General features: G+C 72.1%; 19 protein-coding genes. 7 read left to right on the forward strand and 12 right to left on the reverse strand.

Annotated features, from left to right (window positions below; translation table 11 throughout):
* Positions 1-46 precede the first annotated feature (46 nt).
* The 5 genes from paaE to paaA all read right to left on the reverse strand — a co-directional run bounded on the left by paaE (position 47) and on the right by paaA (position 3,750).
* Positions 47-1,099: a 1,2-phenylacetyl-CoA epoxidase subunit PaaE gene (gene paaE / locus AMIS_RS21390; protein ID WP_014444460.1), complete on the reverse strand. Its 1,053-nt coding sequence runs from the start codon at positions 1,097-1,099 to the stop codon at positions 47-49.
* Positions 1,099-1,605 (reverse strand): 1,2-phenylacetyl-CoA epoxidase subunit PaaD, encoded by a 507-nt coding sequence (gene paaD / locus AMIS_RS21395; protein WP_014444461.1) that lies wholly within the window; start codon positions 1,603-1,605, stop codon positions 1,099-1,101. Before paaD ends, paaE begins: the two co-directional genes overlap by 1 nt.
* Positions 1,599-2,354, reverse strand: a complete 756-nt coding sequence (gene paaC / locus AMIS_RS21400) for a 1,2-phenylacetyl-CoA epoxidase subunit PaaC (protein WP_231859402.1) — start codon at positions 2,352-2,354, stop codon at positions 1,599-1,601. The genes paaD and paaC overlap by 7 nt, the downstream gene beginning before the upstream one ends.
* Positions 2,355-2,509: 155 nt before the next feature.
* A complete protein-coding gene (gene paaB / locus AMIS_RS21405; RefSeq protein WP_014444463.1) occupies positions 2,510-2,803 on the reverse strand; it encodes a 1,2-phenylacetyl-CoA epoxidase subunit PaaB in 294 nt (97 codons plus the stop codon).
* Entirely contained in the window at positions 2,800-3,750 is a 951-nt protein-coding gene (gene paaA / locus AMIS_RS21410; RefSeq protein WP_041829953.1) for a 1,2-phenylacetyl-CoA epoxidase subunit PaaA, read from the reverse strand. The genes paaB and paaA overlap by 4 nt, the downstream gene beginning before the upstream one ends.
* Before the next feature lie 87 nt (positions 3,751-3,837).
* Here paaA and paaZ point away from each other — a divergent pair, with 87 nt between their 5' ends.
* The 5 genes from paaZ (at position 3,838) to AMIS_RS21435 (ending at position 9,612) form a co-directional block, all read left to right on the forward strand.
* Positions 3,838-5,838, forward strand: a complete 2,001-nt coding sequence (gene paaZ / locus AMIS_RS21415) for a phenylacetic acid degradation bifunctional protein PaaZ (protein WP_014444465.1) — start codon at positions 3,838-3,840, stop codon at positions 5,836-5,838.
* Between the two features lie 29 nt (positions 5,839-5,867).
* A complete protein-coding gene (locus AMIS_RS21420; protein WP_014444466.1) occupies positions 5,868-6,791 on the forward strand; it encodes a phosphotransferase family protein in 924 nt (307 codons plus the stop codon).
* 61 nt (positions 6,792-6,852) lie between these two features.
* The gene (locus AMIS_RS21425) at positions 6,853-8,943 is read left to right on the forward strand and encodes a HelD family protein (RefSeq protein WP_014444467.1); all 2,091 of its coding nucleotides are present in this window, start codon (positions 6,853-6,855) and stop codon (positions 8,941-8,943) included.
* 111 nt (positions 8,944-9,054) lie between these two features.
* The gene (locus AMIS_RS21430) at positions 9,055-9,360 is read left to right on the forward strand and encodes an STAS domain-containing protein (RefSeq protein ID WP_014444468.1); all 306 of its coding nucleotides are present in this window, start codon (positions 9,055-9,057) and stop codon (positions 9,358-9,360) included.
* Positions 9,361-9,375: 15 nt separating this feature from the next.
* Positions 9,376-9,612, forward strand: a complete 237-nt coding sequence (locus tag AMIS_RS21435) for a hypothetical protein (protein ID WP_157434963.1) — start codon at positions 9,376-9,378, stop codon at positions 9,610-9,612.
* Between the two features lie 13 nt (positions 9,613-9,625).
* On the opposite strand, the gene AMIS_RS21440 is transcribed toward AMIS_RS21435, so the two are convergent.
* The 3 genes from AMIS_RS21440 to AMIS_RS21450 form a co-directional block, all read right to left on the reverse strand.
* Positions 9,626-10,321, reverse strand: coding sequence for a SprT-like domain-containing protein (locus AMIS_RS21440; protein ID WP_014444470.1), 696 nt, complete (start codon positions 10,319-10,321; stop codon positions 9,626-9,628).
* Between the two features lie 27 nt (positions 10,322-10,348).
* Complete coding sequence (locus AMIS_RS21445; RefSeq protein WP_014444471.1) at positions 10,349-11,758, reverse strand: GGDEF domain-containing protein; 1,410 nt, start codon at positions 11,756-11,758, stop codon at positions 10,349-10,351.
* 73 nt (positions 11,759-11,831) lie between these two features.
* A complete protein-coding gene (locus tag AMIS_RS21450) occupies positions 11,832-12,908 on the reverse strand; it encodes an alkene reductase (protein ID WP_014444472.1) in 1,077 nt (358 codons plus the stop codon).
* Positions 12,909-13,002: 94 nt separating this feature from the next.
* Between AMIS_RS21450 and AMIS_RS21455 the strand changes: the two genes are divergently transcribed.
* Positions 13,003-13,602 carry a TetR family transcriptional regulator gene (locus tag AMIS_RS21455; RefSeq protein ID WP_014444473.1) on the forward strand — a complete coding sequence of 200 codons (600 nt, stop codon included), beginning with the start codon at positions 13,003-13,005 and terminating at the stop codon, positions 13,600-13,602.
* A gap of 8 nt (positions 13,603-13,610) precedes the next feature.
* On the opposite strand, the gene AMIS_RS21460 is transcribed toward AMIS_RS21455, so the two are convergent.
* A complete protein-coding gene (locus tag AMIS_RS21460; protein ID WP_172666609.1) occupies positions 13,611-14,174 on the reverse strand; it encodes a TetR/AcrR family transcriptional regulator in 564 nt (187 codons plus the stop codon).
* 87 nt (positions 14,175-14,261) lie between these two features.
* Here AMIS_RS21460 and AMIS_RS21465 point away from each other — a divergent pair, with 87 nt between their 5' ends.
* Entirely contained in the window at positions 14,262-15,227 is a 966-nt protein-coding gene (locus AMIS_RS21465) for an oxidoreductase (RefSeq protein ID WP_014444475.1), read from the forward strand.
* Positions 15,228-15,238: 11 nt separating this feature from the next.
* Here AMIS_RS21465 and AMIS_RS21470 read toward each other — a convergent pair whose 3' ends face one another.
* The 3 genes from AMIS_RS21470 to AMIS_RS21480 all read right to left on the reverse strand — a co-directional run bounded on the left by AMIS_RS21470 (position 15,239) and on the right by AMIS_RS21480 (position 19,667).
* Entirely contained in the window at positions 15,239-16,939 is a 1,701-nt protein-coding gene (locus AMIS_RS21470) for an endo-1,4-beta-xylanase (protein WP_041829955.1), read from the reverse strand.
* A gap of 178 nt (positions 16,940-17,117) precedes the next feature.
* Positions 17,118-19,025, reverse strand: coding sequence for a hypothetical protein (locus AMIS_RS21475; RefSeq protein ID WP_014444477.1), 1,908 nt, complete (start codon positions 19,023-19,025; stop codon positions 17,118-17,120).
* 9 nt (positions 19,026-19,034) lie between these two features.
* The gene (locus AMIS_RS21480; protein ID WP_041831117.1) at positions 19,035-19,667 is read right to left on the reverse strand and encodes a TetR/AcrR family transcriptional regulator; all 633 of its coding nucleotides are present in this window, start codon (positions 19,665-19,667) and stop codon (positions 19,035-19,037) included.
* Positions 19,668-19,853: the final 186 nt, after the last annotated feature.

Genomic DNA, 19,853 nt, shown 5'->3' on the forward strand with positions numbered 1-19,853 from the left:
TGTCGCGAAACGAGCGCTCCGAGGAGTCTAAAACGCCGATCAGCCGTCAGGCGTCGTAATCGACGGTCACCACATCGCTGACCGGAAAACTCTGACATGTCAGTACGAATCCCGCCGCCACCTCGGACTCCTCCAGCGCGTAGTTACGGCGCATGTCCACCTCACCCTCGCGCACCAGCGCCCGGCACGTCCCGCACACGCCACCCTTGCAGGCGAACGGCAGGTCGGCCCGGCTGGCCTGCGCGCCGTCCAGGATCGTGGTGCTCTGCGCGACGGTCGCGGTCGCCTTGCGCCCGTCCAGGATCGTGGTGAGCGCGGTGACCGCCCCGGTCATCTCGGCGGCGGCCCGGCGGGGCTGCGGCGGCGGCTCATCGACGTAGAACAGTTCCACGTGCACGCGGGAGACGCCCATCGAGGCGAGCACCGCACGTGCGTCCTCGATCATCTTCAGCGGGCCGCAGAGCCACACGTGATCGAACGTCTCCACCGGGATCACGTCGGTCAGCAACCGCCGCAACCGTTCCGCGTCGAGCCTTCCGGAGAACAGCTCGACGTCCCGGGGCTCGCGGGACAGCACGTGGGTGACCTGCAGCCGCGGACCGTACCGGTTCTTCAGATCGCCGAGCTCCTCGGCGAACATCACGGTGTTGCTGGCCCGGTTGCCGTAGAGCAGCGACACCTGCGCGTCCGGGTGGGTCAGCACGGTCGCGGCGATCGACAGCAGCGGCGTGATGCCGGATCCGGCGGCGATCAGCAGGTGCCGTTCGCCGCCTTCCGGGTCGGCGTCCCACGCGCCGGTCGGCGTCTGCACCTCGATGGCGGTTCCCGGGGTGACGTCGTGGACCAGCCAGCTCGAGAAGACGCCGTCCGGGATCTCCCGCACGCCGATCCGGGGGGCGGCGCCGACCGGCGCGCAGATCGAGTAGGACCGGCGTTCCTCCCGGCCGTCGATCGTCCGGCGCAGGGTGAGCGACTGCCCGGCCCGGAACGCGTAGGCGTCGCTCAGCTCGCCGGGCACCGCGAACGTCACCGCTACCGCGTCGTCGCAGAGTCGCTCGACCGCCGCGACCCGCAGCGTGTGGAAGGCGGACCGGGTCACTAGATCTCCTTGACGTGGTCGAACGGTTCCAGGCAGTCCCCGCATCGATAGAGCGCCTTGCAGGCGGTCGATCCGAATTCAGAGACCGATCGGGTACGGCCTGAGCCGCACCGCGGACACCGCACCTCGCGACGCGGCGGCCCGAGCGTGAGCGGCACCGGCCCGGGCGTGGAAAGGCGTGCCGCAGGACCGGGCGGGGACAGTCCCGCCGCACGCAGCGCCGCCCGCCCGGACTCGGTGATCCAGTCGCTGGACCAGGCCGGCTCCAGAACCACCCGCACCTCGACCCGCCCGAACCCGGCGTCGGTGAGCCGGTGCACCAGGTCGTCGCGCATGGTCGCCATGGCGGGGCAGCCCGAGTACGTCGGGGTGATCGACGCGACCACCACGTCACCATCGACCCGCACGTCGCGCAGCACCCCGAGGTCGGCGAGGGTCAGCATCGGCATCTCCGGGTCGCGCACCTCGGCGGCGACGGCGGCAGCCCGCTCCCGGACGCTCACCATCGGCCCATCGGGTGCGCGCGGGCGACCACCTGCATCTCGGCGAGCATCCGGCTGAGCGCCTCGGTGTGCAGGCCGTCGCGCCCGGTGCGCCCGCGCAGGCCGGGCGTCTCGGGGCGGGGCACGCCGGCGACCGCGAACACCTGGTCCAGGACGACGTCGGCCTCGGCGCGGACGGCGGCCGGGTCGACGCCGGCGCCCCGTGCGGCCAGCGACTGCTCGACCGGGTGCGGCGTGAACAGCTCGTCGTGCAGCGGCCAGAGCCGGTCGAGCGCGGCGAGCAGCCGCCGGCGGGACTCGTCGGTGCCCTGCGCGCAGGTGACGAACCAGCGGCCGGCCCAGTCCCGGTGGTAGGTGAGTTCCTTGACCCCCTTGGCGGCGACCGCGGCGAGCACCGCGTCGGCGCTGTCGCACAGCCGCGACAGGATCGCCAGCCGGGCGTTGGCGAACAGCAGCAGCCGCACCACGACGTGCGCGAAGTCGCCGTTGGGGACCTCGGCCATCCGGACGTTGCGGAACTGCTGCGCCTCGCGGAAGAACGCCAGCGCGTCCTCCGCCGGGACCGGCGAGCCCTCCGGCAGCGGTGGCACGCACGCCGGGTCGGCGGCCGCCGCCCGGGCCAGCAGCAGCCGGGCCTGGCCGAGCAGGTCGAGGGCCATGTTCGCCAGGGCGATGTCCTCCTCGAGCTCGGGCCCGCGGCTGCACCACTCGGCGAGTCGCTGGGACAGCACGAGCGTGTCGTCGCCGAGCATCAGGCAGTAGGTGGCGAGCTCGGTGGCGTCGATGCCGGCCGGGACGCTGGTGTCGACGCCGGCGAGGGGATCCTCGAAGTCGGTGCCGAACGCCCACTGCGACGAGTCGCCGCCGAGCAGGCCGTCGTAGACGCTGTCGTTCATCGCGGGCTCTCTCACATGTGGGGGACGTCGGCGGGGATCTCGTAGAACGTGGGGTGGCGGTAGACCTTGTCGCCGTTCGGGGCGAAGAGCGGGTCCTTCTCGTCCGGGCTGGACGCGGTGATCGCGTCGGCGCGGACCACCCAGATGCTCACGCCCTCGTTGCGCCGGGTGTAGACGTCCCGGGCGTGCCGCAGGGCGAACGCGTCGTCGGGCGCGTGCAGCGAGCCGACGTGCACGTGGTTGAGGCCGCGCTTGCCCCGGACGAACACCTCGTAGAGCGGCCAGTCCCGCCGGTCCGTGGTCATCGGGCAGCCTCCTCGGTGTCACCGGCGGCGGTCCGCGCGGCGAACGCGGTGGCCGCCTCCCGTACCCATGCGCCGTTGTCGTGGGCGGCCCGGCGGTGGGCCATGCGCTCGGCGTTGCAGGGGCCGTTGCCGCGGATCACCGCGGTCAGCTCGTCCCAGTCGGGTTCGCCGAAGTCGTAGTGGCCGCGCTCGTCGTTCCAGCGCAGCGCCGGGTCGGGCAGGGTCACGCCGAGCGCCTCGGCCTGCGGCACCGTCATGTCGACGAACTTCTGCCGCAGCTCGTCGTTGGAGTTGCGCTTCACGCCCCAGGCCATCGACTGCTCGCTGTTGGGCGACTTGTCGTCGGGCGGGCCGAACATCATCAGCGACGGCCACCAGAACCTGTCGACGGACTCCTGCACCATCGCGCGCTGCTCGCCGGTGCCGCTCATCATGGTCATCAGCAGTTCGTAGCCCTGCCGCTGGTGGAAGGACTCCTCCTTGCAGATCCGGATCATGGCTCGGCCGTACGGGCCGTAGGAGGTCCGGCAGAGCGGCACCTGGTTGCAGATCGCGGCGCCGTCGACGAGCCAGCCGATCGTGCCGACGTCGGCGTAGGAGAGCGTCGGATAGTTGAAGATCGAGGAGTACTTCTGCTTCCCGGCGAGCAGCAGGTCGACCAGCTCGGCCCGGGAGACGCCCAGGGTCTCGGCGGCGGAGTAGAGGTAGAGCCCGTGACCGGCCTCGTCCTGCACCTTCGCGAGCAGGATCGCCTTGCGGCGCAGCGACGGCGCCCGGCTGATCCAGTTGCCCTCCGGCTGCATGCCGATGATCTCGGAGTGCGCGTGCTGGGCGATCTGCCGGATCAGCGTCTTGCGGTACGCCTCCGGCATCCAGTCACGCGGTTCTATCCGGTCGTGGCGCGCGATCGTGGCATCGAAGGCCGCCTGCAAGGGCGTTGTCGTCATGGCGTCTCCGGATTTACTTAACGATCGGTCTGTAATACCGTGACACGGACTCCCCTTCCCACGCAACCGCCCAGTTAAGGAGTAGCCGTGCTGGAGAGCTACGCCGCCGGACGCTGGTTCCGCGCCGCCGACGAGGGCGAACCCCTGCGGGACGCCACCACCGGTGAGGAGGTCGCGCGGATCTCGAGCCGCGGCCTGGATGTCACTGCGATGGTCCAGCACGCCCGGCAGACCGGCGGCCCCGCGCTGCGGGCGCTCACCTTCCACGAGCGGGCGGCCGCCCTGAAGGCGGTGGCCAAGCTGCTGATGGCCGGCAAGGACGAGTTCTACGCGCTCTCCGTGCGGACCGGCGCCACCACCCGGGACACCGCGGTGGACGTCGACGGCGGCATCGGCACGCTGTTCAGCTTCGCCGGCAAGGGCACCCGCGAGCTGCCCAACGACACGATCGTCCTGGACGGCGCGGTGGAGCGTCTCGGCAAGGGCGGCACCTTCGTCGGGCAGCACATCTACACGTCACGGCCGGGTGTGGCCGTGCAGATCAACGCCTTCAACTTCCCGGTCTGGGGGATGCTGGAGAAACTCGCGCCGGCGTTCCTGGCCGGTCTGCCGACGATCGTGAAACCGGCCAGCCAGACCGCCTATCTGACCGAGCTGGTGGTCCGCCGGATCATCGAGTCCGGGCTGCTGCCGGAGGGCAGCCTGCAGCTGATCGCGGGCAGCGCCGGGAGCCTGCTCGACGAGCTGGACCTGCAGGACTCGGTGGCCTTCACCGGTTCCGCGCACACCGCCGGCATCCTGCGCCGCCACCCGAACGTGATCGACGGCGGCGTGCGGCTCGGCGTCGAGGCGGACTCGCTGAACTGCTCGATCCTCGGCCCCGACGTGCGCGCCGACGACCCGGAGTTCGACCTGTTCATCAAGGGCGTGGTCACCGAGATGACGGTCAAGGCCGGTCAGAAGTGCACCGCGATCCGCCGCGTCATCGTGCCGTCGCAGATCGCCGGCCAGGTCGAGGACGCGCTCGCCGCCCGCCTCGCGAAGATCACCGTGGGCGATCCGCGCGACCCGGAGGTCCGGATGGGCCCCCTCGCCAGCGTCGGCCAGCGCGACGAGGTGGTCAAGGCCGTCGAAGCGCTACGGGCCGGCTCCGAGATCGTCATAGGCTCCCTCGAGGAGCGCGGCGCCTTCGTCAACCCGCTCGTGCTGCGAGCCGCTCCGGGCGCCGTCGAGCCGCACAACGTCGAGCCGTTCGGGCCGGTCAGCACCGTGCTGACCTACGACGGGCTGAACGAGGCGGTCACCCTGGCCGCCCGCGGCAGGGGCAGCCTGGTCGCCTCGGTCGCCACCCACGACCCGGAGGTCGCCCGCACGGTCGTCCTCGGTCTCGCCCCCTGGCACGGCCGGGTCCTGGTGCTCGACCGCGACGACGCGAAGGAGTCCACCGGCCACGGCTCCCCGCTGCCCATGCTGGTCCACGGCGGTCCGGGCCGGGCCGGCGGCGGCGAGGAGCTCGGTGGCATCCGCGCGGTCCTGCACCACCTGCAGCGCACCGCGATCCAGGCCTCCCCCGATCTGCTCACCGCGGTCACCGGGCAGTGGACGACCGGCGCCCAGCAGCGCGCCGAGGACGTCCACCCGTTCCGCAAGAGCCTCGCCGACCTGCGGATCGGCGACACCATCCGGTCGGGGACACGCGTCGTCAGCCTCGCCGACATCGACCACTTCGCCGAGTTCACCGGCGACACCTTCTACGCGCACACCGACCCCGAGGCGGCGGCCCGCAACCCGCTGTTCGGGGGCATCGTGGCCCACGGATACCTGGTCGTGTCGCTGGCCGCCGGCCTCTTCGTCGAGCCGTCACCGGGCCCGGTCCTCGCCAACTACGGCGTCGACAACCTGCGTTTCCTCACGCCGGTGAAGGCCGGCGACGCGATCGCGGTGACGCTGACCGTCAAGCAGATCAAGCCGCGTAACAGCGCCGATTACGGCGAGGTCCGCTGGGACGCGGTGGTGACCAACCAGAACGGCGAGGCGGTCGCCACCTACGACGTGCTCACCCTGGTCGCCAAGACCTGGGAGTCCTGATCCGCCGACCGGCCTGATTGACTGGCCGGATGTCGATCCAGGAACTTGAGTCCATCGCGGCGGCGCTCGGCAGCCGGGTGGTGGGCACCTCGACGCTGGCCGGCGGGTTCTCGCACGAGACGCTGCTGGTCACGCTCACCGACCGGCGGGTGGTGGTGGTGCGCTTCGGCGGCACGGATCCGGCGGTCGAGGCCGGGGTGATGGCCGCCGCGCGCGAGCACGTGCCGGTCCCGGACGTCCTGCTCGTCACGCCGTCGGCCACGGTGATCGGGTTCGTGGAGGGCGTCGTGCTGAGCGACGTCCTGGCGGGCGAGCTGAGCGCGCGGGAGGCGGCGAGCCTGGGCGCCGAGGTGGGCCGGACCGTCGCCCGGATCGGACGCGTCGGCTTCGACCGGCGCGGGTTCTTCACCGGCCCGGACCTGACCGTGGCCGGGGAGCGGCCCTGGTCGCGGCAGCTCGCCGAGGTGGCCGAGCACTGCATGAGCGCGGCACCCGCCGGGCGGCTCGACGCCGCGACCCGGCGCGCCTGGGCGGACCTGTGCGCCGCGCACGCCCCGGCGCTGACAGAGATCGACGGACATGCCCGGCTGGTGCACTCCGACATCAATCCGAAAAACATTCTGGTGGCGCGGCTTGACAATGGCTGGGAAGTGCGTTCTCTGCTCGACTGGGAGTTCAGTTATTCCGGCAGTCCGTATGCCGATGCCGCGAACATGGCGCGGTTCGGCGCGGAATATCCGGACGGATTCCTGGACGGGTTCCGGCAGGGCTTCGCCGAGGACCCGCCGCTGCCGATCGTCCCGAACTGGGCGTATCTGGGCGAGGTCCTGGACATGTTCGCGCTCAGCGACCTGGTCACCCGCCCGCAGGGGCACCTCGTCGCCGAACAGGCGGCCGCACGCATCCGGGAACTCGTGGGACACGGTTCCGGCCGTACCGTCAAGAATGAATGAGAAATTGGAGAGAGGTCTCTTCCATTGGCATTTCCCGCGCTGAAGGTTCTAGCCTTCCCGGATGCTCAGGGAATACGACACGTCCGCCATCGCCGAGGAGCAGGAATTCCTCGATCGGGCCACTGACCGGCGCGACCGGCTCGCCGGACGTCTGCTGGCGGAACTGGCGGAGGAGGCCGGCGACGCGGTGGAGCGGGCCCGGCAGCGGATGCTGCGCGCGCAGCACGAGGAGCTGCGGCGGGCGAGCGAAGGACTGGTCTTCGGCCGGATCGACGCCACCGACGGCACGGTGCGGCACATCGGCCGGGTCGGGCTGCGGGCCGAGGAGGAGGGCGCGGAGCCGGTGCTGCTGGACTGGCGTGCCGCGGCCGCCCGGCCGTTCTACACCGCGACCCCCGTCGACCCGCAGGGGCAGGCCCGGCGCCGGCACATCCGCACCACCGGGTCGGTCGTCCTCGGTGTCGACGACGAGCCGCTGGACGGCGCCGCGGGCTCCGGCCTGGTCGGCGAGGGCGCCCTGCTCGCCGCGCTCGGCCAGCGGCGCACCGGCCGGATGTCCACGGCGATCGCCACGCTGCAGCGCGAACAGGACGACATCATCCGGGCCGGGGCGAGCGGCCCGCTGATCGTGCAGGGCGGTCCGGGCACCGGCAAGACCGTGGTGGCGCTGCACCGGGTCGCCTACCTGCTCTTCACCCACCAGCAGATGGCCGACCAGGCGGTTCTGGTGCTCGGTCCGTCCGGCCGGTTCCTCGACTACATCGCGCAGGTGCTGCCCGCGCTCGGCGAGACCGCGGTGGTGTCGGCGACCTGCGACACGCTGCTGCCCGGCGTCCTCGTGGAGCGTCCCGAGAGCCGGCGGCTCGCCGAGATCAAGGGGCGGGCGGTGTGGCAGCAGGCCCTCGAACGGTACGTCGCCGCGCTGCTCCCCCGCCCCCGTGACCTGCGACTGCGCTGGGAGGGCGAGTTCACCGTCATCCCGGAGCCGGCAGTCGCGCAGGCGCTCACCTCGGCGGTGCAGGGCCGGCCGTACCATCGGGCTCGTTCGGTCTTCGCCGACCAGCTGCATCGCCTGCTCGCCGAGGCGATCGCGGAGCAGCGCGAGGCGCTGCTGGAGGAGATGGAGCAGGGGTACGAGGACATCCTCGCCCGCTTCGACCGGAGCAACGGCGTCGACGGCAGCGGCGCCGTGGACGGGCAGCTCTCCGAGGAGGACATCGAGGAGCTCGCCGATCGCATCGCCGCCGATCCGGCCATCGGCCGGTTCGTGGAGGCGTTCTGGCCCACCCGGGAGCCCGGGCGGCTGCTGCGTGACCTGCTCTGTGACCCGGCGCTGCTGGCCGCGTTCGTCCCGTCGCTGTCGCCGGACGAGATCGCCGCCGTCGCCGCCGAGCCCGGCGGCTGGTCGTCCGGTGACATCGCGCTGCTCGACGCGGCAGCCGACCTGCTGGGCGATCACGCGGACGCGCCGGACCGCGGCCGGGCCGCCGCGCCGGGCGGCGAGCTGGTCGCCGACCGTGCCCGGCGGCAGCGCGACTGGGTCTACGGCCACGTCGTCATCGACGAGGCCCAGGAGCTCTCCGAGATGCAGTGGCAGATGGTCCTGCGGCGCTGCCCGAGCCGATCCGTCACCGCGGTCGGCGACATCGACCAGGCGGAGGCGGCGCACCGGCACACCAGCTGGGCGCAGGCGGTGCGGGCAGCGTTCGGCGACAGGTGGACCGCCGCCGAGCTGACCATCTGCTACCGCACGCCGCGCGAGGTCATGGACCTCACCGGCCCGGTGCTCGCGAAAGCCGGCAGCGGCAACGCGCCGCCGCGGGCCGTTCGCGCGTCCGGCATCGAGCCGTGGCAGCTCACGGTGACCCCGGGCGAGCTGGCCGGCGCGGCGCAGCGGGCGGTCCGGGAGCTGCGGGACCGCTGGGCCGGCGGCACGGTCGGCGTGGTCGCGCCCGCCGCCCGCGCCGACGGCTTGCGGGAGGTCCTGGCCGGCGTACCGGTGCTGACCGCCGCCCAGGCGAAGGGCCTGGAGTGGGACGCCACGCTGCTCGTCGACCCGGACGGCATCGCCGCCGAGCCGCGCGGCTGGAACGGGCTCTACGTGGCGCTGACCCGGTGCACCCAGGAGCTCGGCCAGGTGATCCTCACCTGAGATCCGCCCGGGGACGGTGCGCCGATACGCGTACTGACCACCGTGTACGGTCGACCGGCTGGGGGTACCCCGGTAAGGACAGTTGCCGCCGCGATTCACCGGACGGGATCCATGATCGAACTCAGCGCGGGGCCGGCCGGCGTCACGCGCGTCAGCGTCACCGGCGAGATCGACATGGACTCCTCCGACGAGCTGGCGGCGGCGCTGCGGGACGCCGCGGAGCGGGCCGGTACCCGTACCGTCGTGGTGGATTTCGCCGGCGTCACGTTCTGCGACTCGTCGGGGATCCGGGTGCTCGACGAGGCCTACGCGCTGACCGCCCGCCGCCGGATCGCGCTGCAGCTGGTGCGGGTGCAGCCCCAGGTCCGCCGGGTGCTGGAGATCGTCGGCATGACCGCGCTGCTCACCCACGCGTGAATGATGATCCATCGAGTGGGTAGAGAACCGGACGTGACCCGGCATGACGACGACACCGCACACCGGCATCGGACCTCCTCGACGATGCACGACACCGCCGCCCAGCTGGAACGGACCGAGGCCCTGATGCACGCGGCCGCCGAACGGTCCCCGGACCCGGAGACGAAGGCGCGGCAGCACGCGCTCGCCGACCGGATAACCGCACAGGCCAAGGCGATCGACCGCCGCGCGGACGACCTCGACGACGCCTGACCGGCGCCCGGCCTCACGCGTCGGGCAGCGGCTCCACCAGGGCGAACGGAGCTCCGAGCACGCCCGACGGGGTCTGCACGTGGTACCGGGTGCGGCCGCGTTTCACGATCGTGCCGATCAGGCCGTCGTAGCGGCCGCCGCCGGTCAGCCGTACCGTCTCCCCCACCCGCAGGGGCCGGCCGGCCGTCGCCGGCGCCGCGTGGCCGTCGCGCTGCCGGATCCGGGTCAGCTCGGTCGTGTAGGACGGCAGCATCGGCGCCGGACTGCCCCGGTGTGTCCAGGTGAAGATCGCCGACTCGTCGAACCGGGGCGAACAGTCCAGGCAGGAGCGCACCCGGGACGGGCGGCGGTGGGCGGTCGTGCGGTGCCCGGCCGGGCAGGTGCCCACCCAGTCCCCGTCCACGCGCGGCGCGTCCTCGGCGACGCACCGGGTGCCGGAGCAGCCGATCCGCAGCGCCGTCGCCCGCCACACCCGGTCGTGGCCGTGCCGCGCGCCGGCCAGCGCGTGCGCGATCTCGTGCAGCACGGTGTCGGTGACCTGCTCGGCGGTGTAGAGCCGGACCAGCGGCCGGGACAGGCCGATCTCCTTGCGGTCGTGGCGGCACACCCCGGCGCGGGTCTTGGCGTCGTCGAACACGAGTTTCCAGCCGGTGAGCCGGTGCCGGCGCATCAGGCCGGTGGCGAGTTCGCGGGCGTCGGTCACGTTCACGCGGCACAACCTATCCGGCCTGCCCTGCTATCCGGCCATCACCCAGCGGCCGCGGCCGAGCCGTTTCGCCTCGTACATCGCCATGTCGGCGCTGCGCAGCACGTCGGCGCCGTCGAGGTGACGGTAGGCCGCGATGCCGACGCTCACCCCGACGTCGAGCAGCTCGCCGCGGAACGGGATCGGCTGCGCCACGTCGGCCAGCACCCGTTCGGCGAGGCGGACGGCCTCCTCCTCGGGCAGGTTCGGGCAGAACAGCACGAACTCGTCGCCGCCGAGGCGCACCACCAGATCGGTGCCACGGACGGCGTTCGACAGCCGGTCCGCCACGGTGGCCAGCACGACATCGCCGGCGTGGTGCCCGTACCCGTCGTTGACCTGCTTGAAGCCGTCCAGGTCGAGGTAGAGGACCGCGACCGGGCCGGAGCGGGCCCGTTCCATCTCGGTGGTGAGCACGGCGCGGTTCGCGAGCCCGGTGAGCGGGTCGTGGCGGGCCCGGAACGCCAACTCTGCCTGGGCCTTCTCCTGCTCGCGGACCGCCGTGGTGAATCGGGTGAGCACGAAGCCGGTGCTCAGCGCGGTGGCGATCAGCGCCGCCATCGCCTTGCTGGCGAGTCCGTTCTCCATCAGGGCCAGCGTCGGTGCGGTGAGCAGCGCCAGGCCCAGGAAGAGCACCCGCGACGGGTGCAGGAGGTTCAGCTGTTCACCGGTGCGCGTCAGCTCCGCCCGCTGCGGGTGCACGCACGCCCCGACGATCAGCGCGTTGCCGAAAATGATCAGTGGCCCGATGCGTTCCACGAGTCCGTAGTCGATGAAGTACGGCAGCACGTTGGAACCGATGTCCACGGTCAGGTACAGCATCACCGCCCCGAGCATCAGCCGGGTCGGAGCGCCACGGTCGCCGGGTGAGAACGCGATGAAAAGGACGCCGGCGAGCAGCACGACGTCGGCGATCGGGTAGAGCGGCGGGATGATCGTCTCGGCCAGGCTCAGCCCGGTGGCGAGGTTCGGCAGGATCAGGAACTGCCAGCTCGCCAGCCCGGCGGCCACGGTGAGGGTCAGGCCGTCGAGCACGGCGCTGCGCAACCGGCCCGGCGCGCGGTGCCGGGCCATCAGCGTCAGGGCCACCGCGAGCAGCGGATATCCGGCCAGCCAGCAGGCGTCGGACAGACCGACCGGCGGCACGCTGGACCGGTAGTAGTAGACCAGCTCGATCAGGTCACCGGTCATCCAGAGCGTCTGGGACGCGGCGATCAGCGCCCACGGCAGGCGCTGCGGGCCCGGTTCCATCCGGGCGACCGCGCGCCAGGCGATCGAGCACAGCGCCAGGTAGGTGGCGACGTAGAGGACGTTTCCGGGAGTGGTGTTGTACGTGACGATCGACCCGGCGACGGCCACCGCCGCGACGCCGATCAGAAGCCAGGTCCTGCGAGCTGCCATGGACCGACTGTCGGCAGGCGGTGGCCGTTCCTTTGGGGTAGCCGTGGTGCGCTACGCCACGTCGAGCGTCGTGCTAGCCGAGGGTGGGGTAGTCGATGTAGCCGCGGCCGTCGGGCGCGTAGAACGTGCTCGGGTCCGGCGCGTTCTCCCCGGCCTCGGTCTCCCAGCGCAGGGCCAGGTCGGGGTTGGCGATGGCCGGCCGGCCGATCGCCACCGCGTCGCCGATCCCCTCGTCGACGAGGCGGGTCGCCTCCTCGCGGGTGGTCTGCACGCCGAACCCGCTGTTGACGATCGCCGGCGCGCCCGCTGCGTGCCGGAACTTCTGGACCAGCTCGCCGGCCGGGTCGGCGTGCAGGATGTCGACGAATGCCAGCCCCAGCGGCGCGAGGCCCTCGGCCAGCGCGGTGTAGGTGGCGGTGACGTCGGACGGGTCGGTCTCCAGCGCGCCCTGGATGTTGTGCTCCGGGGAGACCCGCAGGCCGGTGCGGTCCGCGCCGATCGCCTCGGCCACCGCGGTGACGACCTCGATGGTCAGGCGGGCGCGGTTGGCGGGCGTACCGCCGTACTCGTCGGTGCGGGTGTTCGCGGCCGGCGAGAGGAACTGGTGCAGCAGGTACCCGTTGGCGCTGTGCAGTTCCACGCCGTCCATGCCCGCCGCGATCGCGTTGCGCGCCGCCGACACGAAACCAGCGATGATCACCGGGAGCTCATCACGATCCAAGGCCTCCGGTACGGGGTGATCGGCCTTGCTGCCGTCCGGAAGCCGGACCTCGCCCGGGGCGGCGATGGCGCTGGGCGCGACGATCCGGCCGGTGCCGCCGATCTCGGGGTGGGAGATCCGCCCGCCGTGCATGATCTGCATGACGATCGTGCCGCCGGCCTCGTGCACGGCGTCGGTGACCCGGCGCCAGCCGGCGACCTGCTCGGCGGTCTCGATGCCGGGCTGGCCGATCCAGGTGCGGCCCTCGCGCACCGGCCAGGTGCCCTCGGTGACGATCATGCCCAGCGAGGCGCGCTGCCGGTAGTGCTCGACCAGCAGGTCGCCGGGGACGCCCTCGACGCCGGCGCGCAGCCGGGTGAGCGGCGCCATCACCATGCGGTTGCGCAGGCGCAGGGCGCCCAGCTCCAGGGGCGTGAACAGCTTCGACATGTGGTCCTCGTTCTCGTTGCCGGACGAATCTCTCCGAGGAACCGTAACGCCAAGTGGTACTGAGTCCCACTTGAGGACCGAGTACGATGCTGTTGTGAACGACACAGCGAAGAAGCCGACCCTGCGGCAGCGGACCCGGCAGGCGATGCGTGCCGAGGTCAGCGCCATCGCGACGCGGCTCTTCGCCGAGCAGGGCTGCGACAACACCACCGTGGAGCAGATCGCCGCCGAGGCCGGCCTGTCCCGCACCACGTTCTTCCGCTATTTCGGCACCAAGGAGGACGTGGTGCTGACCTGGCTCGAGGAGCTCGGTCCGGCGCTGGTGGCGGCGTTCCGCGCGCGACCCGGCGACGAGCATCCGTGGACCTCGCTGCGCCGCACGCTCGACGTGTTCACCGCGATGAACGCCGACGCGCCGGAGCGGTCGCTGGCGTTCATGCGGATGCTCCAGGAGAGCCCGACGATGACCGCGCGCTACGCGGAGAGGCAGCAGAGCTGGGAGGACCTGCTCGTTCCGCTGGTCGCCGAGCGGCTGGCCGGCGATAGGCCCGCCGACCGGGACCCGGCGCCCCGGGCGCTCGTCGCGTCCGCGCTGGCCTGCTACAACGCGGCCATGCAGGCGTGGGGCGCGGCGGACGGCGCGGGCTCGCGGGACGACCTGCTCGACCGGGCCATGACCGCCCTGCACGCCTGACCCTCAAGTCACCCGGCGCGGATGCCGCGCAGCAGCACCTGCAGGTAGCGATCGACGCGCTCCTCGAGGCTGTCGCCGATCCGCAGCGCGAACACGACGCCGCAGACCAGGTGCTGCAGGTCGTCGTCGGCGAGGCCGGGGCGTAACAGATCCGCCGCGCGGGCCCGCTCCAGCACGCCCCGGGCCAGTGTCGTGAACTCGTCGCGGTGGCCGGTGGTGCGCTCGGTGGCATCCTGATCCGGCCCGGTGGAGAGGATCTCGGTCAGCGCCGGATCGGCGAGCTGCCGCAGGAGCAGCGCCCGCAGCAGCATCGCGACGCCGGTCCACGCGTCGTCGTGCCGATTCGCCTCGCGGGCCTCGCCGAGCAGGGCGGTGAAGGCGTCGTCGGCCAGGGCCTCGACCAGGGCCCGGCGGGTCGGGAAGTGCCGATAGGCCGTGCCGACGCCCACTCCGGCTCGCCGGGCGATGTCGTTGAGCTGCAGCGTGGGGCCCTCTGCGGCCAGCACGGCACGAGCCGTCGCCAGGAGCAGGTCACGGTTGCGGGCGGCGTCGGCGCGCAGGGGCGAGGTCACCACGCCAGCCTACCTAACCGGATTGACAATCCGCTTCCCTGCGGCTTCAATCGGATAAGTCATCCGCTTAGAGTTCAGGAGAAGCACATGGATCACGCCGACTGGGGCATCGCCGACCTTCCCGATCAGACCGGGCGCACGTTCGTCATCACCGGCGCCAGCAGCGGCCTCGGCAGCGCCATGACCCGTCACCTGGCCCGGCGTGGCGGCCGCGTCATCATGGCGGTCCGCAACACGGCTAAAGGCGACCAGGTTCGCCGGGCGCTGCTCGCCGAACACCCCGGCGCCGATCTCCTCGTCCGGCGCCTGGACCTGCTCGACCTCGACACCGTGCACGCCTTCGCCGCACGCCTGCGCGACGAGGACGTCACCGTCGATGCCCTGATCAACAACGGCGGCATCGGCACCGTGCCGCGACGGCTCAGCGCCCAGGGCGTGGAGAGCCAGATGGCCACCAACCACCTCGGCCACTTCGCCCTCACCGGCCTGCTCCTCGACCGGCTGGCCGCCGGGCGCCACCCGGTCGTGGTGACCGTCGGGTCCGACCTCTACCGCATCGGGCGGGTGGACCCGGACGACCTCGCCGCCGAGCACGGTTACTCCCCCGGCCGCGCGTACGCCGCGTCCAAGCTCGCCACCGTGCTGTTCGCCCTGGAGCTCGACCGCCGGCTGCGCGCCGCCGGATCGCCGGTGCGCAGCGTCCTCACCCATCCCGGCATGGCGAAGACCGACCTGGCCCGCGACGCGCCGCCCGTAGCCCGCGCCGCCGAGGCGGTGATGGGACTTGTCTTCCGGCGACCGGTCGACGACGCCGTGACCCCGATGCTCTACGCCGCCACCAACCCCGAGGCGCCCACCGGACGCCACATCGGTCCCGGCAAACCGCTGCGCCGGGCCCGCCCGACCTTCGAGAAGCTCTCCCGGCCCGCCACCGATCGCGACCTCGCGCAACGCCTGTGGACCCGCTCGGCCGAGATCACCGGCGTCGACGTGGCCGGCCGACTCGCCGAGCCCACGACGACGGACTGGATGCCCGGCAGATCCAACCGGTGACCCGCCGCAACTCAGCCGCGCAGCACCCGGGTCAGGGCGGTGAACGCGGCCTTGGGCGCCAGGTTCCGGTCGAAGAGCAGGTCGTCACCGGGCTGCGGCGGATAGGTGTCGGACTCGGTGGTGGACCCGTACCGGTCGGTGACCCCCCAGGTGGTGTACGAGGTGCAGTTCGGGGCGGCCAGGCAGGCGGTCAACACGGTGGCGTACTGCTCGGCCTGCCCGGCGGCCGGATCGCCGTACACATCGATCTCGGACACTCGGGCCGACAGCCCGAGCCGGGCCAGTTCCGCGAAGTGATCCTGAAGGACGGCCGCGGTGACCCGGTCGCCCGCCTCGTGGATGTGCGCCTCGAACCCGACCCCGTCGATCGGCACCCCCCGCTGCTTGAGGCGGCCGACCAGGCCGAGCAGCGCGTCCCAGCGCTCACCGTCGGCTTCCAGGCCGAAATCGTTGAGGTACAGCTTGGCGCCGGGGTCGGCGGTCCGGGCCGCCGCGAACGCCGTGTCGATGTACGCCTCCCCCATCGCCTGCTGCCACAGGTGCCGCCGCAGCCCCGTTCCCCCGTCCTCGTAGTCCTCGCTCTCGGTGGACAGCGGTTCGTTGACGACGTCCCATTCGGCGACCCGGCCGCGGTAGTGACCGACCACGGTGCTGATGTGATCGAGCATGATCCGCTCGCGCCGGTCGGCCGGGGCGTCCTGCATCCAGCGCGGGTTGGCCTCGCCGAAGACCAGGGTGTGGGCGTGCACCGCCATGTCGTTGGCCGCCGCGAAGTCGACCAGCAGGTCGCCCCCGGTGAAGTCGTAGCGGTCCGGCTGCGGGTGGACGAACTGTGGCTTCAGCGCGTTCTCCGTGGTCAGCATGGAGAACTGGGCGGCGGTCAGACGGCGGTATCCGTCGTCGGCCAGCAGCGGCTCGGCGGCCACGGCGGCGCCGATGGGCAGCGCCCGGCGGGCCGCGGCGAGCGCCCGCAGCGACCCGGGCGGGGGCGCCGACTGGTCGAGCGCCGGGGCGTCGACGACGGTGGCGCTGCCGCCGTCCAGCCCGGCGGCCCGCAACGAGGTCAACGTCCAGCCGTCCGGCCCGCTGTCATCGGCGTCGGCGCCGAAGAACACCCGTCCGGAGCTGAACACCCCGGGGTCGGTGACGGACAGGCGGGCGTCACCGAGCCGGACCGTGAGCCGCCCACCGGCCCGGGTGACGGTCACCGTGGCCGCAGCGGGTGCGGCCAGCGTGGCCCGGCGGCGGACCGCCGGATCGTTGCCCCGCCCGTCCCAGACCTCCAGGCGCAGCTCCCCGTCGGTGACGGTGACGGCCAGCCCGGGCGGATTGTGCCGCCACTCGTCGTAAACCACCGGCACATCGCCGTACAGGGTGAGCACGGCCGACCGGCCGGCCGGCCGATCCACCCCGGCGGTGATCTCCACCGGGCCGCGCACCGCGAGCCGCGGCCCGCGCAGATTGACCGGCGGGTTCGGCTGGCCGCCGGAGCCGTCCTGCTGCACGATCCGCCTTCCCAGCCCGACGATCCGCACCCCGCCGGAGCCGGCGGTGCCTCCGGCGACATGCGTCCAGTCGTGGCCGGTGAGAACATCGGCGGCGGTACGGTCGTCGGGCGACGCGTCGTCGCCGGTGCTGACCGCCGCCCACGCGCCGGTCGCCACCGCCACGGCGACCGCGGCCGCCAGCCAGGCCCGGGGATGTATCCGCATGCCATTTCCTACCATTGGAGAGTGTGCGGTCACCCCCCATGGGCGCCGGCATGAGCGCTCGACAGCCAAGCCGAGTGATCGGTGCGGACCAGGACGTGACCCGAAGCGCCCAGCGAGGAGCTGCTACCGCCCTCGAGGCCGGGAACGGCGACAGCTGACCAGTAGCGTCTCAGCGCCGTCAGACGCGCACCCGGGCGAGGTTGTCGATGCGGCCGAACGGCGTGTCCGGGTCGCCGTCGCGCTGGGCGGACACCCGGGCGGTGACGTAGCGGGCGCCGGGTTTCACCTGCCGCGTCAACTCGATGCGGGCGGCGGGCTCGACGGCCTCGTCCACGTCGAACGTGCCGTCGCCGTCCAGGTCCCACGCGACGCGTACCAGATCCGGCGCGCCCTCAGGCGCCTCCGCGACCAGCCGGACCACAGCGGGGTCCTGCGCCGACACACTCAGGGTGACCACCGGCTGCACGCCGCCACGGTGCGTGGCGGAGGCGGGAACGACAACCTGGCCGTCTTCGATCACGTGCTGGGTGTCCACGGCCGGTTCGACGCCCACTTCCACCCAGGCGGCCAGGCTGCGCAGCGCCTCGTGCAGCACGCCGAGGTAGCTCACCGAGTACGTCGGGTACTCCTGGATCTCGTCGTCGCCGTGCAGGGCGTTGTCGACGAACCACAGCCGCACGTCGCCCGGGGCGTGCTCGGCTACCTTCGCGCGATACCAGGCCGCCTGCCAGGGGAAAGCCTCGCGGTCGAGGAGGGTGGCGACCAGGATCATCTTGCCGCTGATCTTCCCGCTCTGCACGGTGCCGGCCGCCCCGGCGGCGAACATCGGCGCGAGCAGGAACGGCCGCTGCGGGTGCACGGGACGGCCCTCGTCGTCGCGGAACTGGTCCCAGACCGTGAACTCGGGCTCCGGCACCTGGTGGCGGTGGTAGGTCTGCGCGGCCAGGAAGTTACTGTTGTCGATCGTCACGGTGTCACCGACGGCGATTCCTGGCGGGAAGTGATCAGGCATGTCGATCACCGCGAGATCTCCGTGCAACCCCTTCACGGGTACGCGTGAACCGTCACTCAGGACCAGTTCGGCGCCCTGTGGCACGACGCCGGGCGTACGCGCGAGCCGCACCGCGACCACCGCGGTGCCCGCCGCCGTGCCACCTTTGAACGCCTCGTCGACGCCGCCCTGCTGCCCGTGGCTCTCCTCGGCGAACGGGCCGAGGTCCGCCTTGTCGGCGCGGGTGACCAGACCGGCGATCGGCGTGCTGTGCCGGACCCGGTCGTGGTGCACCGAGGAGTCCGGGTCGGCGCCGAGGTGGCCCGGCACGGTCCAGAAGTCCTCGAAGTACTGCGGGTCGACGGCGACGACGCCCGGGTAGACCGCGGTGAAGGCGTGCGAGCCCATGGTGCGGTGCCCGAACCAGGACCGCACCGGGAAACCCATCTTCGTGACCTCGGTGAACGCCTCGTGTTCCTCGGGCGTCAGGAACGACAGGTCACCGTCGCCGCCGGCGTCGAACGCCTCGACGATGCGCTCGAGCTTGTCACGCAGCACCCGCTGGGCGTGCATGCGGACCGCGAAGACGTTCGGCGCGGCCATCGGGCTGCCCGGCACGTACGGCACGAACCCGTCCCAGACTCCGGTGGTGTTCTCGGCGCCGCCGATCGTGCGGTACGCGCCGCCGCTGCCGCCGTAGGCGTACCCATGGGTGCGGTGTTGACCGTAGACCTGCCGGGCGATGACCTTGGAGTGCTCGGCGCAGGCGGCGTTGGCTCGGTAACCGGCGATCGTGGGGTCGGCACCCAAGCCCGGACCGCCGGACTGTCCTCCCCCGTTGGTCTCCAGGAAGTAGCCGCCGGCGCTGAACGCGAACCCGATCTTGTCGTCCTGGCCGGTCGCGGTCTGCGCGAGGTGTTCGTGCTGCGGGACCGGGGTGATGTGCTGGAAGAACCGACCCTGGTAGGCGGCCTCCGGTGGGAAGTAGATCGAGAAGCGGGTCTCGGTGCCGGTGAAGCCGCCATGCACGTACCGGTGCGGATGCGGCGTTTCGCGCCACTCGTCGACGTCGACGTAGGGATGTTCGAAAGTCATGGTGGTCCCTCAGATAGCGGTGGTGAGTGCGCTCATCACGTTCTCGCCGGACAGCCGGCGCACGCCGTCGACGAGCAACTGGCCGATGTCGAAGCCGGGGTCGGTGAGCCGCATGAACGTGAGGCCCTCCCAGAGCGCGACGACCTGCCGGGCCACCAGGTCGGCGTCGAGGCCGGGATGGGCGAGACCGGCGCGCTGCCGGCCGGCGATCAGGCGGCTGAAGATCGCGACGGAGTGCCGGGTGCGCCCGGCGAAGTAGTCGGCGGCCGGGTGCCCGGGCGTGGCGGCCTGGCCCTTGAGCATGACGAACAGCCGCAGCCGGTTCTCGGATGAGGTGCGGAACGGGTCGGCGACCGACCGCAGCACCTCGAGGTCGAGGATCGCCTCGTCACTGTCGGCCTGCGACAGCTCCGCCTCGTTGTCGTCGATGCGCTCCAGCGCCGCGACCAGCAGGTGATCCTTGCTCGGGTAGTGGTAGAGCACCGTCGGCTCGCTGGAACCCGACCGTGCCGCCACGCCCGCCGTGGTGACCCTGTCATGGCCGAGCTCGTCGACCAGATCGATGACCGCGAGCACGATCTGTTCCCGGCGCTCCCGGGACCGCTGGTAGGGGCCGCGTTTGCGGGGCGGTGCGCTCTTCATCTCAACCTCCGGCACGAAAGTTGAGTGCAAACTAGCAATCACGCGGTACTAACCGCAAGATCCTCAGAAATATCCCTTGACATCTACACGAACCCCGCCTTCACTCAGCTTTCACGTGAGCCAGGTCGCATCACACCGGCTCCGTCTCCCGCCTCCCGGGCCGCTCAAGGGGTTCCCGTGTCACTT

The sequence above is a fragment of the Actinoplanes missouriensis 431 genome (assembly GCF_000284295.1).
GTDB classification, from domain to species: Bacteria; Actinomycetota; Actinomycetes; order Mycobacteriales; family Micromonosporaceae; genus Actinoplanes; species Actinoplanes missouriensis.

Coding starts and splice junctions, on each gene's coding strand:
- paaD (WP_014444461.1), bottom strand. CDS start 1,605: ATGGTGAGCGTCCGGGAGCGGGCTGCCGCCGTCGCCGCCGAGGTGCGC.
- paaC (WP_231859402.1), bottom strand. CDS start 2,354: ATGCTCGGCGACGACACGCTCGTGCTGTCCCAGCGACTCGCCGAGTGG.
- paaB (WP_014444463.1), bottom strand. CDS start 2,803: ATGACCACGGACCGGCGGGACTGGCCGCTCTACGAGGTGTTCGTCCGG.
- paaA (WP_041829953.1), bottom strand. CDS start 3,750: ATGACGACAACGCCCTTGCAGGCGGCCTTCGATGCCACGATCGCGCGC.
- AMIS_RS21420 (WP_014444466.1), top strand. CDS start 5,868: ATGTCGATCCAGGAACTTGAGTCCATCGCGGCGGCGCTCGGCAGCCGG.
- AMIS_RS21425 (WP_014444467.1), top strand. CDS start 6,853: ATGCTCAGGGAATACGACACGTCCGCCATCGCCGAGGAGCAGGAATTC.
- AMIS_RS21430 (WP_014444468.1), top strand. CDS start 9,055: ATGATCGAACTCAGCGCGGGGCCGGCCGGCGTCACGCGCGTCAGCGTC.
- AMIS_RS21445 (WP_014444471.1), bottom strand. CDS start 11,758: ATGGCAGCTCGCAGGACCTGGCTTCTGATCGGCGTCGCGGCGGTGGCC.
- AMIS_RS21450 (WP_014444472.1), bottom strand. CDS start 12,908: ATGTCGAAGCTGTTCACGCCCCTGGAGCTGGGCGCCCTGCGCCTGCGC.
- AMIS_RS21465 (WP_014444475.1), top strand. CDS start 14,262: ATGGATCACGCCGACTGGGGCATCGCCGACCTTCCCGATCAGACCGGG.
- AMIS_RS21470 (WP_041829955.1), bottom strand. CDS start 16,939: ATGCGGATACATCCCCGGGCCTGGCTGGCGGCCGCGGTCGCCGTGGCG.
- AMIS_RS21475 (WP_014444477.1), bottom strand. CDS start 19,025: ATGACTTTCGAACATCCCTACGTCGACGTCGACGAGTGGCGCGAAACG.
- AMIS_RS21480 (WP_041831117.1), bottom strand. CDS start 19,667: ATGAAGAGCGCACCGCCCCGCAAACGCGGCCCCTACCAGCGGTCCCGG.